At 60.5% G+C, this 13,542-nt stretch carries 12 protein-coding genes; 6 read left to right on the top strand and 6 right to left on the bottom strand.

Translation table 11 applies throughout. The features are described from left to right. Positions 1-41: 41 nt before the first annotated feature. On the bottom strand, positions 42-740 hold the full coding sequence (gene hdaA, locus BLP23_RS00845; RefSeq protein WP_092583138.1) for a DnaA regulatory inactivator HdaA: 699 nt from the start codon (positions 738-740) through the stop codon (positions 42-44). Further along, positions 737-1,858, bottom strand: a complete 1,122-nt coding sequence (locus BLP23_RS00850; RefSeq protein WP_092583139.1) for an AI-2E family transporter — start codon at positions 1,856-1,858, stop codon at positions 737-739. The genes hdaA and BLP23_RS00850 overlap by 4 nt, the downstream gene beginning before the upstream one ends. Positions 1,859-2,096: 238 nt before the next feature. On the opposite strand from BLP23_RS00850, the gene purM reads away from it, so the two are divergent. Both purM and purN read left to right on the top strand, forming a co-directional pair. Beyond that, positions 2,097-3,170, top strand: a complete 1,074-nt coding sequence (purM, locus tag BLP23_RS00855) for a phosphoribosylformylglycinamidine cyclo-ligase (protein ID WP_092583140.1) — start codon at positions 2,097-2,099, stop codon at positions 3,168-3,170. Next, a complete protein-coding gene (gene purN, locus BLP23_RS00860; protein WP_092583141.1) occupies positions 3,167-3,829 on the top strand; it encodes a phosphoribosylglycinamide formyltransferase in 663 nt (220 codons plus the stop codon). The genes purM and purN overlap by 4 nt, the downstream gene beginning before the upstream one ends. Before the next feature lie 4 nt (positions 3,830-3,833). Here purN and BLP23_RS00865 read toward each other — a convergent pair whose 3' ends face one another. The 3 genes from BLP23_RS00865 to BLP23_RS00880 all read right to left on the bottom strand — a co-directional run bounded on the left by BLP23_RS00865 (position 3,834) and on the right by BLP23_RS00880 (position 8,006). Then, positions 3,834-4,997 carry an alpha-D-ribose 1-methylphosphonate 5-triphosphate diphosphatase gene (locus BLP23_RS00865; protein ID WP_092583142.1) on the bottom strand — a complete coding sequence of 388 codons (1,164 nt, stop codon included), beginning with the start codon at positions 4,995-4,997 and terminating at the stop codon, positions 3,834-3,836. 280 nt (positions 4,998-5,277) lie between these two features. Then, the gene (locus BLP23_RS00875) at positions 5,278-5,871 is read right to left on the bottom strand and encodes an NUDIX domain-containing protein (protein WP_092583144.1); all 594 of its coding nucleotides are present in this window, start codon (positions 5,869-5,871) and stop codon (positions 5,278-5,280) included. Continuing rightward, on the bottom strand, positions 5,868-8,006 hold the full coding sequence (locus BLP23_RS00880; RefSeq protein WP_092583145.1) for a molybdopterin-containing oxidoreductase family protein: 2,139 nt from the start codon (positions 8,004-8,006) through the stop codon (positions 5,868-5,870). Before BLP23_RS00880 ends, BLP23_RS00875 begins: the two co-directional genes overlap by 4 nt. Before the next feature lie 83 nt (positions 8,007-8,089). Between BLP23_RS00880 and BLP23_RS00885 the strand changes: the two genes are divergently transcribed. Both BLP23_RS00885 and BLP23_RS00890 read left to right on the top strand, forming a co-directional pair. Beyond that, positions 8,090-8,959: a 23S rRNA (adenine(2030)-N(6))-methyltransferase RlmJ gene (locus BLP23_RS00885; protein WP_092583146.1), complete on the top strand. Its 870-nt coding sequence runs from the start codon at positions 8,090-8,092 to the stop codon at positions 8,957-8,959. Positions 8,960-9,013: 54 nt separating this feature from the next. Next, positions 9,014-9,610: a glutathione S-transferase gene (locus BLP23_RS00890; protein WP_092583147.1), complete on the top strand. Its 597-nt coding sequence runs from the start codon at positions 9,014-9,016 to the stop codon at positions 9,608-9,610. A 54-nt stretch (positions 9,611-9,664) separates the two neighbouring features. On the opposite strand, the gene BLP23_RS00895 is transcribed toward BLP23_RS00890, so the two are convergent. After that, positions 9,665-10,300, bottom strand: a complete 636-nt coding sequence (locus tag BLP23_RS00895) for an outer membrane protein (RefSeq protein WP_092583148.1) — start codon at positions 10,298-10,300, stop codon at positions 9,665-9,667. Positions 10,301-10,666: 366 nt separating this feature from the next. Between BLP23_RS00895 and BLP23_RS00900 the strand changes: the two genes are divergently transcribed. Both BLP23_RS00900 and uvrC read left to right on the top strand, forming a co-directional pair. Continuing rightward, positions 10,667-11,434 carry an SDR family oxidoreductase gene (locus BLP23_RS00900; RefSeq protein ID WP_092583149.1) on the top strand — a complete coding sequence of 256 codons (768 nt, stop codon included), beginning with the start codon at positions 10,667-10,669 and terminating at the stop codon, positions 11,432-11,434. Continuing rightward, positions 11,431-13,470, top strand: a complete 2,040-nt coding sequence (gene uvrC, locus BLP23_RS00905) for an excinuclease ABC subunit UvrC (protein ID WP_092583150.1) — start codon at positions 11,431-11,433, stop codon at positions 13,468-13,470. Before BLP23_RS00900 ends, uvrC begins: the two co-directional genes overlap by 4 nt. Positions 13,471-13,542: the final 72 nt, after the last annotated feature.

A 13,542-nucleotide genomic window follows, 5' to 3' on the forward strand; every position in this document is an offset into this window, starting at 1 on the left:
TCCCTGCGCAGTATATCAGTTTCACGACGGAACTGTGACAGTCAATCGGAAGACGCCGGATTACCCAATTCATTCAACACTTCGGCAGCGAGAGACCGGGTGATTTTCGTGCCCCGCGCAAGGGCCAGCCGGTCGAGCCTTTCGACGATCGTCTGGGCCGCGTTCAGCGACCGCTCCATCCGGTTCACGACATAAAGGACAAGCTTGTCATCTATATTAAGCTGCCGGTCAGAGAAAAGCTTGACGATAACCTGCGACAGCAATTCCTCGTCCGGCTCGCCGATTTCGACGACGGTCGCAGCCTTGAGCCGCGAGCGCAGGTCCGGAAGCTCAACCGGCCACGACATCGGCCACAGGCGGCTCGTCATCAACAGGCTGTTGCCGTTTTCGCGCACGCTGTTGATGACGTGAAAGAGTTCGGTGTCATCGAAGCCGAGGCGGTCGACATCCTCGAAAAGGACAGGACCGTTTGCCGCAGTGAGGGCGGCATCCGATCCCCGCTTAGGATGGATGCTGACGGCACCGCTATGCTCTTTCCAGATGCTTGCAAGATGCGACTTTCCGGATCCGACCGGCCCGGCCAGAATGACGACCGGCGACGGCCATTGCGGCCAGGCGTCGATGATGGTCACCGCAGCGCTCAGCCGGTCGGAGACCAACAGGTCGTCTCGGCCGCTTGCCGCATCATGGGAAAAGACCAGCGGGAGCTGTTCCCCCGCCTTGCGCTTCACGTCGTTCATTTGGAATCGGCTTTTGTCTTCCGGGCGTCGGCAGGTTGCGAACCGCCCGCATAAAGATCGCTCTGAAGGTAGCGCGAGAGCGCAAAGCGGACAAGGACGCCGACGGCGGCAGCGGCCGGCACGGCTACGAGCAGGCCGACGAAGCCGAAGAGCGCGCCGAACGCGAAGAGCGCGAACATCAGCCAGACCGGGTGAAGTCCGACGCTGTGGCCGACGAGTTTCGGCTGCAGGATATTGCCTTCCAGGAACTGGCCACTGAAGAAGACAACGACCACGGCGCCGACCCAGAGATAACCCGGCCAGAACTGAACGAGCGCCACGCCGACCGCAAGGACCAGCCCGACCAGCGAGCCGACATAGGGGATGAAGCTTATCATGCCGGCAAAGAGGCCGATGAGCAGGCCGAAGTTCAAGCCGACGAGCGACAGACAGACGGCGTAGAAGATTCCGAGGATCAGGCAGAGAGAGCCCTGCCCGCGAATGAAGCCGGCGATCGCCTGATCGATCTCATGAGCGATCTGGCGAACGTCGCTGACATAATCGCGCGGAATCCACTGATCGACCTTGGAAATCATGCGGTCCCAGTCGAGTAGGATGTAAAAAGCAACGACCGGCGTCACGACCAGCAGCGAGATGACGTCGACGATGGCCTTGCCGGAATTCCATATCTGGCCAAAGAGGCCGGTCAGGAAGCCCATGCCTTCCGACAATATGCCGGTGAAATTGTCCTTGATCGTGCCGAGCTGGTTCTTGATCCAGCCCGGCAGCAGGGAATCCTGCACATTGACGATGAAGGCCTGCAGCTGGCTGATATATCCAGGGAGCCGCTGGGCGAAATCGTTGAACTGATTGATCAAGACCGGAATGAGGATCATCAGCGCCAGCGCGAAGGTGATGACGAAGGCGACCAGGATGCCGATTGTTGCCATCAGGCGGCTGAGCCCCAGACGCTGCAAACGGTCGGCCACGGGATCGAGGAAATAGGCGATCGCCATGCCGGCGACAAAGGGCAGCAGGATGGAGCTAAAGACATAGAGAAAGACGATGAAGAAGACGAGCACGCCCAGCCAGAAGAAGACCTGCCGTTTGAGACTTGCTCCGCTGACCTGATGTGGCATCGCTTTCCCCGTTCGTCTGCCCGTGACGCAATCTTTTCGCGCCGCTACTCGAAGCACATAGGATGCAGGCCGGAAGATGGTCAACCCTGCGGCGGAAAATCCAACCCTCCCCTATGGAAAGAGCGGGAAATTGGGGCTTTTCTCCATCGCCGCCTTGCATAAAGCGCACTCTCATGCAATTGCGACCCGCATGTGACGCGGTCCATTATACCGCCCGAACCAGCCATCGGAGATCAGCATGAGCCAGTCTGGAAGAAACGGCCTGACCTATAGCGACGCAGGCGTCGATATCGATGCCGGAAATCTTCTGGTTGAGAAGATCAAGCCTGCCGTACGCTCCACGAGGCGCCCTGGCGCCGATGGCGAAATAGGAGGCTTCGGCGGCCTGTTCGATCTCAAGGCTGCCGGCTTCACCGATCCTGTTCTCGTCGCCGCCAATGACGGCGTCGGCACCAAGCTGAAGATCGCCATCGACGCGGATTATCACGAAACGGTCGGCATCGACCTCGTTGCCATGTGCGTCAACGACCTTGTCGTGCAAGGTGCTGAGCCGCTCTTCTTCCTCGACTATTTCGCGACCGGCAAGCTCGATCCGGATCAGGGTGCGGCGATCGTCGGCGGCATTGCTGCCGGCTGCCGCGAGGCAGGCTGTGCATTGATCGGCGGCGAGACGGCGGAAATGCCGGGCATGTATTCTTCCGGCGATTACGATCTTGCAGGCTTTGCCGTCGGTGCCGCCGAGCGCGGCCAGCTTCTCCCCGCAGGCGATATTGCCGAAGGCGATATCATCCTCGGCCTCGCCTCCTCCGGTGTTCACTCGAACGGCTTTTCACTGGTGCGCAAGATCGTTGAGCTTTCGGGGCTCGGCTGGGAGGCGCCGGCGCCTTTCGCTGAAGGCGCGGCTCTCGGCGAAGCGCTGCTGACGCCGACCCGCATCTATGTGAAGCCGCTTCTGAAGGCGATCCGCGAAACCAGCGCCGTCAAGGCGCTGGCGCACATCACCGGCGGCGGCTTCCCCGAAAATATCCCGCGCGTCCTGCCGAAGCATCTTGCCGCCGAGATCGATCTTGCCGCGGTCAAGGTTCCACCGGTCTTCTCCTGGCTTGCCAAGACCGGCGGCGTCGAGGCGAAGGAAATGCTGCGCACCTTCAACTGCGGCGTCGGCATGATCGCCGTCGTCTCGGCTGAAAATGCCGTTGCGGTGACCGCCGTCCTGGAATCGGAGGGCGAGAAGATCATCACGCTCGGGCGGATAATCGCCCGCGCAGAAGGTGCGCCGGGAACGGTTTACAAGGGCACGCTTGCTCTATGACCATGCCGCGCAAACGCGTCGTCGTCTTCATTTCCGGCGGCGGCTCCAACCTGATGGCGCTCGTCGCGGCAGCGAAAGCTCCGGACTTTCCCGCTGAAATCGTCGGCGTGATTTCCGACAAGGCGGATGCGGGCGGTCTTGCGAAAGCCGCCGCGGAAGGCATTTCCACGTTCGCTTTCGTGCGCAAGGATTTTGCCAGTAAGGAAGCCCACGAGGCGACGATCTTTGAAGCGCTCGACCGGCTCTCGCCGGATATTCTCTGCCTTGCGGGCTATATGCGGCTTCTGAGCGCGAGATTCATCCAACGTTACGAGGGCCGGATGATCAACATCCACCCCTCCCTTCTACCGCTCTTCCCGGGCCTCCACACGCATCAGCGCGCCATCGATGCCGGCATGCGAATCGCAGGGTGCACGGTGCATTTCGTGACCGAAGGCATGGATGAGGGGCCGGTGATCGGACAGGCCGCCGTACCGGTTCTGTCCGGCGATACCGCCGAGACGCTCGCCGCGCGTGTCCTCACGGTCGAGCATCAGCTCTATCCGCAAGCGCTGCGGCTCTTTGCAGAAGGTAAGGTGCGGATGGAAGGCGGCAGGGCGGTTGGCGCAGAGATATCCGCCCGCCCCAATGCCAATCACATCATTTCCCTGATCGCCTGATCCATCAGGCAACGAGCGCCCGTAGCTGATGCAAGGTGCCGTCGCTGTAGACGAAGCGTCCGCCGCAGAAGGTGGCGCGGATGCGGTGCACATCGCCCGGCTCGACGACGACCAGATCGGCGCGCTGACCAACGGCGATCTCACCGCGGTCCGTCAGACCTGCGGAACGGGCGGCATTCCTGGTCGCCATGGCGACCGCAGCCGGCATTGCGGTGTACTCGGCGATCTTGAAGATGCCGGGCACGAAAGCTGCCGGGTGATAATCGGCAGCGATCACCGTCAGTAGCCCGGCCTTGGCGGCATCGAGCGCACTCAGATTGCCGGACATTGACTGGCCGCGAAGCGCATTCGGCGCGCCCATAAGCGTCCAGAGCCCGCGGCGACGGGCCTCCACGGCAGCTGGTAGCGTCACCGGAAACTCGCTGATCGTCACACCGAGATCATGCATTTCGGTGACTTTTTCAGCACTATCGTCATCGTGGGAAGCAAGCGACAGCTTCCACTTGAGCGACAGGGCGACAATCTCCTTCAGCTTTGCCTCGATCTCCGGATTGTTGCGCATGGCAATGCGCTTGGCGACCATTTCCGCTGCCATTTCCTCGGAGATCGCCCGGCGCTCGGCGATGCTCAATATGTAGCTCTGGATGTTGTTATACTGCCCCTGCCCCGGTGTATGGTCGGTCAGCGACACCATGTCGATATGACCGGCCTCAAGCAGCTTTTCGAGCGCGGGCGCGGCACCCAGATTGGTGATCTCATAGCGCGCGTGGATGCGATGGTCGATCAGCAGATCGTGCTTGAGCCGGTTGATCCCCTCGATGATCGCACCGGTTGTTTCAAGTGAGCGGACATGGCCGTAGACGCTCTCGGTCGCAAAGGAAATCGCCGCAAAGGCCGTCGTCACGCCGGCGGCCGCGAGTTTCTTGTCGAGTTCATGGATGCCGAAATCAATCGGCATCATGGCGTTCGGGCGCGGCGCGATCTCGCGCTCGATCATGTCGCCATGCAGATCGACGAAACCCGGCATCAGCAACCGCCCGCCGCCGTCGATTGCGGCATTGCCGACCGGCTCCGGCCGTATCTCCGCAATCGCCCCGTCCTCGAGCCGGATTGCGCCCCGGCTTACGACCTCTTCGGGAAGAACGAGCGTGAAATTGCTGAGCCACATGGGCACTCTCCTGACGGCATTCGATGATTTGATAAACTGCAGCGCTTAGGCGGGACTCGTGACAAGGATGAACCTTGGTCCTGCTGCGACAATCAACACAAAGCACTTTCACAATACTTGCTGAGCTGCATGAAAAATATGCCGGCCTGCTCGTGCCGTCCTTTGCCCATCGTGCGGAAACGGCAATCAATCTCGTACTGTGGAAACGCGTATCAGGTGAGGTTCATCGATCCAACCGGTCGACGACCGAAAAATCAACGGTCCTGGGAGAAAATGCCGATTAGATCAAGCTATCCCCATTCATCGCCGCCCATTGAAGCAGGATGATCGTCTTCATGTCGCGGATATCGCCGCTTTCGATCATGGCGGTTGCCGTGTCCAGCGGCACGTCCAGCACTTCGATATCCTCATGCTCTTCGTCCAAGCCACCGCCGTTCGAGACGCGGTCGGACGTATCGATCGGCGCGGCGAAGAAATGCACGACTTCGCTGTTCGAACCCGGCGAGCTGTAGGCCTTGAAGAGAAACCGGACGTCGCGGACGCGGAAGCCCGTCTCTTCCATCGCCTCGCGGCGAATAGCTGCTTCCGGCTCCTCGCCGTCGAGAAGACCGGCCGGCGTTTCGATCATGAAGGCGGGCTCGCCCCGAAGATCGGGCGGCAGGCGGAACTGTTTGACGAGGACGACGGAGCCGCGTTGCGGATCGTAGAGCAGGATCGTCGCGGCAGGCGTGCGGTGGTAGACCTCGCGATGTAGGCGATGGGTAAGGCCGTTTGAGTCCGTGTAATCGAGCTTATAAACGCTCAGCCGCGTCCAGCCTTCCGCAAGCGTCGTTTCCTCGACGACCTTAGCGCTTGCCTTCGCGAACTTCGTCATGCGGCATCCTTGCGCAGCCAGACTTTGTTGTCGTGGACCGCCGCACCGCCATAGGGCGCGACGGGGTCTGCGCCGGTGAGCACATTGATACCCTCGCCGTCGACATGCGCCTTGTTTGGCCACAAGCCTTCGGCGATCAGAACGCCCGGCTTGACCTCGGTCGTGACGTGGGCGTGCAGGCGCACCTCGCCGCGCCGGTTTCCGATCTGGACGAGATCGCCGTGGGCAATGCCGTTTATCTTGGCATCCTGCGGATTGATCATCAGTTCTGGACGCCCCTCCTTCTGCCGCGACGTCTTTGTTTCGGAAAAGCTGGAATTCAGGAAGTTGCGCGCGGGCGAGGTTGCCAGCCGGAAGGGATGTTCGGCATCGGCCACTTCGATGACATCAACCTGATCGGGAAAAGCCGGCAGCTCGGGATGCGGGCCTAGCAGGCCGACGGATTCCGGTGGACGGTTAGGCGCCGGCTGGTTCGCCCAATCCGGCCGAAAGCGGAACTTGCCGTCCGGATGCGCGAAACCATTGAGGAAATGCGCGTCTTCGAAGTCAGGCTGGCGGTCGAACCATTTATGCTCGAGGAAGTGGTCGTAGTCCGGCAGGCCGCTTGTTTCGAGAATCCGGTCAACCATTTCCCGGGCGCTAAAGCCGAAGCCTGGCCGATCCGCAACGCCGAGGCGCTTTGCAAGCTCCTCGATGACGAAAAGGTTGGTGCGCACCGTCGGCGGCGGTTCGACAAGTTTCGGACCGAGCAGGATATGGTTCTGCCCGCCGGCGCGGTAGATGTCGTCATGCTCGACGAACATCGTGGCGGGAATGACGATATCGGCCATTTCCGCCGTCTCGGTCATGAACTGCTCGTGTACGGCCACGAAGAGATCGTCCCGCGCAAAGCCGCCCTTCACCAGGCGTTGCTCAGGCGCGATGTTCACCGGATTGGTGTTCTGAATCAGCATGGCGGTGACCGGTCCGCGATGGCGGAGTGAAGCGGCATCGCCCGTCAGCACGCGGCCGATCTGCGACTGGTCGAGCATACGGATATCCGGATCCTTCATCGCTTTGCCGGTCAGCTCCGCGTTGTTCATGCGGAAGATGTCACTGTTCGAATGGAAGGCGCCGCCGCCCTCATACTGCCAGGAGCCGAGCACGGTGGCGATCGAGGCTGCGGCATGCATGGCGACCGCGCCGTTGCGCTGGCGGGTGAAACCGTAGCCGAGGCGGAAATAGGTTTTCTTCGTCGTGCCGACGAGCTGTGCGAAGGTTTCGATCTCATCCACCGAGAGACCGGTGATCGCGGCTGCCCACGCCGGCGTCTTCGTCTTGAGGTGCGCTTCAAGACCTCCCGGATCGTCGGCATATTTTGCCATGTAGGCCCGGTCGGCGTAGCCGTCGCGGAAGGCGATGTGCATGACGGCGCAGGCGAGCGCCGCATCGGTGCCAGGCTTGACGATCAGCGCCATGTCGGCCTGCTTCATCGTCGGATTGTCGTAGATATCGACGACGACGATCTTCGCGCCGCGTTCCTTGCGCGACTTAATCGCATGCGTCATCACATTGACCTGCGTCGCGACCGCGTTCGTACCCCAGATGACGACGCAATCGGTGCGGCCCATCTCGCGCGGATCGGGGCCGCGGAGCGTGCCCGTCGCCATCGTGAAGCCGGTCCAGGCCGGGTTGGTACAGATCGACGAGAAGAAGCCGGAATAGCGTTTGGCGTGGCGCAAGCGCTCGATGCTGTCGCGCTGAACCCAGCCCATGGTGCCGGCATAGTAGTAAGGCCAGACTGCCTCGCTGCCATCCTTCCCTTCGGCCTTCAGGAAGGCTTCGGCGATCTCGTCCAGAGCCTCGTCCCAGGAAATCTGCTGCCAGCGTCCCTCGCCTTTCGTGCCGATGCGGCGCAGAGGGTGCATCAGCCGGTCCGGATGGTAGAGGCGTTCGGCATAGCGCGCGACCTTGGCGCAGATGACGCCGGACGTATAGGTGTGGTCGTTGGCACCGCGCACACGGCCGATGCGGCCGTCCTGTGTGATCTCCACTTCCAGCGCGCAGGTGGAGGGACAGTCGTGCGGACAGGCGGTGTGCCCTATCTTCTTGCCGGGATCGGCGGATTTGGCGTGAATGGGGGTCGCAATGTTCATGGCTTTTCTATATTCCAAGCCGTCATCCGCCAAAAGCCGGAAAAGACGGCTATGACATGAATTCATAACAGGCATCAGCGAAAATGAACTACCGCCACATCTATCACGCGGGCAATTTTGCCGATGTGCTGAAGCACGCCGTTCTGGCACGTCTCATCCGCTATCTGCAGAAAAAGGACGGCGCTTTCCGAGTGCTCGACACCCATGCCGGCGTCGGGCTTTACGACCTCTCCTCGGAAGAGGCGCAAAAGACCGGCGAGTGGCAGGACGGCATCGGCAGGATCATGGAGGCCGAACTTACGCCGCAGGTGGCCGGACTGCTCGAGCCCTATCTTTCCGCAGTCCGGGAACTCAACCCGGATGGCGGTGTGCGCTATTACCCCGGTTCGCCGAAGCTTTCGCGCATGCTCTTTCGCCCACAGGACAGGCTTTCGGCAATGGAACTGCATCCGGAGGACTATATCCGCCTTCACCGGCTGTTCGAAGGCGATCACCAAGCCCGCATTACCGAGCTCGACGGCTGGCTGGCGCTCGGCGCGCATCTGCCGCCGAAGGAAAAGCGCGGCATCGTGCTTGTCGATCCGCCGTTCGAGGAGGACGGCGAATACGAGCGTCTGGTCGACGGCCTGGCGAAGGCCTACCGGCGGTTTCCGGGCGGCACCTATTGCCTCTGGTATCCGCTGAAGAGGGGCGCCCCCATCAAGGAATTTCACGAGGCGCTGCAGGTGACCCAAATTCCGAAGATGCTGTGCGCTGAACTCAGCGTGCGCAGCGACCGCGGCGTTACCGGGTTGACGGGCTCCGGTCTCATCATCGTCAACCCGCCCTTCACGCTGAAGGACGAGTTGCACGCGCTGCTGCCGGCGCTCAAGGATCACCTCGCCCAAGACCGGTTCGCCTCACAGCGCGCCTTCTGGCTGCGTGGCGAAGCCAAGACCGGAAACGCCGATTGACCGCCTGCTGCCCGTGCGAAATAGTCCGCGCCGAAACCGCTTTCGAGGTAAAACATGAAGCTGCTTTGCTCCCCGACATCGCCTTATTCCAGCAAGGTGCTGATGGCCGCGCATTATCTGGAACTCGCCGTCACCGAAATCCGCGTCGATACCAATGCCGGCCCGGCGATCCTCGTCGACAACAACCCGCTCGGCAAAATCCCGACGCTTCTGACCGACGAAGGGGTTTCGGTCTTCGACAGCGTGGCGATCATGCATTATTTCGGGCGGCTCAAGAACAGGAAGCTCTACCCTTCGAAGAACGGCAAGCGAACCGATGCTGAAATTCTGGAAGCACTCTGCGACGGCATCTGTGACTGCCTGCTGGCAATCATTTACGAGCGCCGCTTCCGCGACGAGGAGAAGGTGCACCAGCCCTGGATCGATCGGCAGTGGAATAAGGCCGTCAGCGGCCTGAACCACATCAGCGCGCATCCACCTAAGATCGGCCGGAGGCTGAATGGCGGTCACTTCGCGCTTGCTGCGACGATCGGTTATCTGGAACTGCGCTTCAAGGGCCAGTGGGAAGCCGAGCATCCGGAACTGATTGACTGGGTACGCAAATTCGAGAAGAAATTTCCTGCCTATCAGGAACTCAAGCCGCACGGCTGAGGAACAAAAAAGCCGGGCGCGAGGCCCGGCTTTCATCAGGTGTGTTCGGCAGACTTAGAACTTGACGCCGATACCGACCTTGACGCTGTGTTCGTCATAGCCGCGGGATACGTTCGTGGCGCCGAGATCGAAGTCCTTGTTCTGATAGTCGCTGAAGCGATATTCGACACGTGCCGTGATGTTGTTGGTCACCATGGCTTCAGCACCGGCACCGACGGTGTAACCGAAAGCCGTATTCGTATCGGATTGACCGAAGCCGCTAACCTTGTTGTTCGCCGCAGCCGCACCAGCCGTCGCGTAGAGCAGGAACGGGTTCAGGTCATAACCGACACGGCCGCGAACGGAGCCGTTGAAGCGGTTCTTGTTGGTGATGCCGTTAGACGTGCTGTCGAGGCCGGAATAACCGAGATCGGCTTCGACACCGTAGACGATCTGGCCGCTCTGCCAGTTGTAGCCCGTGTAGAGCTGGCCGCCCATCGCGTAACCGTCGCGGTCTGCACCGAAGTTGCCCTTGTTATAGGTGCCCGCGCCGCCGAGATAAAAGCCTTCCCAGTTACCTGCCGGAGCGGCCGGCTCGGCCTGTGCTACCGGAGCTTCCGGAACCTGGTCGACTGCGTCGGCGGCGTTGGCGGCAGAAAAGCCGGCGATCACGAAGGCGGACGCCATCAGACTAGCAATAAATGTACGCATACTCATTTCTCCTTTCGATCTCGCGCCCTTCGTAACTGTCCTAAGCCGAAGCATTCGCGAGAAATTACTAGATGTCCCTCTCGGATCGAGGTCGAAAGTGGAGCGCAATTGCGGATTTGAGAGAGCCAAATTGTGAAATGATTGAGGCAGGGAAGCGGCTGAAATTAGATGTTGCTATAGAGCAACAGAATATTTGTTAACCATAACGATGGGTTAAATTGTCAATACTTATTTTAAGAACTTTGTTTCTCAAATAATACATAGAATAGATCTGCCACAAAGGCAATCGTGACACCCTATTTATATAGTCTGTGCCCGCCCCTATATAGAAGCGCACTTAGACTCGCGGGACCAGAAGGCACGCTTTTGAACGAGAAAAGACTTAGGGCCGCGCTCATAACCGGGGCTGCCAAGAGAATAGGCCGGGCGATAGTCGAGGATTTGGCGAGAAACGGCTTTTCCGTTGCCATTCATGCCAATAGCTCGATCGACGAGGCGGAGGCGGTTGCGGCGAAATTGCGGCAAGAAGGCAAACATGCCGTCGCAGTGAAAGGCGACCTTACGAAAACAAACGAGACGGAAGCCCTGATAAAAAGGGCCGCAGACCTGCTTGGTCCCATCGATCTGCTCGTCAACAATGCCTCGATTTTCCGCGAAGATTCGGTGCGAAAGATGGATGCAGGTGTCTGGGACGAGCATTTCGCCGTGCATGTCCGGGCGCCTTCGATCCTCGCCGCCCAATTCGCCGCCCAGCTACCGGAAACGTCCACTGGCCTCATTGTCAATGTCATCGACCAGCGCGTCTGGGCGCTGCGGCCGAGCTTCTATTCCTACACCCTGTCGAAGTCGGCGCTTTGGACCGCAACACAGACGATGGCGCAGGCGCTTGCTCCGAAGATCCGTGTCAACGCCATCGGGCCTGGCCCCTCGATTCCAAGCGAACGGCAGTTGCAGGAAGACTTCCAAGCGCAGGTCGCAGCCCTTATCTTGAAGCAAGGACCTGCGTTGGAGGAATTCGGACGAACGATTCGTTTTCTGTTCGAGACGCCTTCGATCACGGGTCAGATGATTGCACTCGACGGCGGCCAGCATCTCGCGTGGCAGACGCCGGATGTGCTGGAGATCAAGGAATGAATGCCAAGAAGCTGCCCGATGGCGGTGTTCTTTATGATGAAACCGATGAAAACGAAGACGATATCGAGGTGGAAAGCGACCTTTCCGCCTCGCCGCTTTCGGCTGCGATCGACTGGAATGAAGGCGGCGGCAACGAGAGCGGGCTTGCCGGCGCCGAATTGATCGGCGAATTCGTCAAGCGGCTGCCGAACAGCCCCGGCGTCTACCGCATGTTCAATGCCGATGGCGACGTGCTCTATGTCGGCAAGGCGCGCAGCCTCAAGAAGCGCGTCGGCAACTATGCGATGGGCCGGGTCCATTCCAACCGCATCGCGCAGATGGTCCGCCTGACCTCGCATATGGAATTCGTGACGACGCGCACGGAGACCGAGGCACTGCTCCTGGAAGCGAATCTGATCAAGCGCTTGCGGCCGCGCTTTAACGTGCTTTTGCGCGACGACAAGTCGTTTCCCTATATCCTCATCACCGGCGATCATCGCGCCCCGTCGATCTTCAAGCATCGCGGCGCGCGCGCGCGCAAGGGCGATTATTTCGGTCCCTTCGCTTCCGCCGGAGCAGTCGGCCGCACGATCAATTCGCTGCAGCGCGCTTTCCTGATCCGCACCTGCACTGACAGCGTTTTCGAGACGCGCACGCGCCCCTGCCTGCTCTATCAAATCAAACGCTGTTCTGGCCCCTGCACCCGGGAGATCAGCGACGAAGGCTATGCGCAACTGGTGCAGGAGGCGAAGGATTTCCTTTCCGGCAAGAGCCAGAAGGTGAAGGCGCATATGGCGGAGGAAATGAACGCAGCCGCCCAAGATCTCGATTTCGAGCGTGCGGCGATCTATCGCGATCGCCTCGCCGCGCTGTCGCATGTCCAGAGCCATCAGGGCATCAATCCGGCAGGCGTCGAGGAGGCGGATGTCTTCGCGATCCACCACGAGGGCGGGATTTCCTGCATCCAGGTCTTCTTTTTTCGCACCGGCCAGAACTGGGGCAATCGGGCCTATTTTCCAAAGGCCGACCCGCAGCTTTCGGGCGCCGAGGTTTTGAATGCCTTCCTCGCGCAGTTCTATGACGACAAGCCGGTGCCGAAGCAGATCATGCTGTCGGAAACAGTCGAGGAAATGGAACTGCTGGCGGCAGCGCTCGGCGAAAAGACCGGGCACAAGGTTTCGATCCTGGTGCCACAGCGCGGCGAAAAGCGCGATCTAGTCGACCATGTCGTTGCCAATGCCCGCGAGGCACATGGCCGCAAGCTCGCCGAGACCGCTTCGCAATCGCGCCTGCTCGAGGGCTTCAAGGAAACGTTCGGTCTACCCTATGCGCCGCAGCGGATCGAGATCTACGACAACTCGCATATCATGGGCACGAATGCGGTGGGCGGCATGGTCGTGGCGGGGCCAGAAGGATTCGTGAAGAGCCAGTACCGTAAGTTCAACATCAAATCGACCGACATCACGCCGGGAGACGACTTCGGCATGATGCGCGAGGTGATGACCCGGCGCTTCTCGCGGCTGATCAAGGAGGAAGGCATTCCGGACCGGACGCAGACGGTATCGAGTGCTGAGGCCGCCGATCTGCCTTTCCCTGCCTGGCCGGACGTGATCCTGATCGACGGTGGCCAGGGTCAGATGACGGCGGTGCGCGCCATCCTCGAGGAACTCGCCATCACCGACAGCGTCATTGCCATCGGCGTCGCCAAGGGCGTCGACCGCGATGCGGGGCGCGAGCGTTTCTTCCCGCCGGGGCGCGAAAGCTTCACGCTGCCGCCACGCGATCCCGTGCTCTATTTCATCCAGCGCATGCGGGACGAAGCGCACCGCTTCGCCATCGGCTCGCATCGCGCGCGACGCAAGAAGGAGATGGTGAAGAACCCGCTCGACGAGATCGGCGGCGTCGGCCCCTCACGCAAGCGGGCTCTGCTGCAGCATTTCGGCACCGCAAAGGCCGTTTCGCGAGCAGCGCTTTCCGATCTCATGGCAGTCGACGGCATTTCCGAAACGGTCGCAAAGCAGGTCTATAACCATTTTCACGACGATGCCGCGAAATAGGCGGCTACGGTCGCAAATTCCACGCAAAGGCGGCAGAAAAACAGAAAGAATGTTGACGGCTTGCGGTCAAAG

It is taken from the genome of Rhizobium mongolense subsp. loessense, from assembly GCF_900099775.1.
Lineage (GTDB): Bacteria > Pseudomonadota > Alphaproteobacteria > Rhizobiales > Rhizobiaceae > Rhizobium > Rhizobium loessense.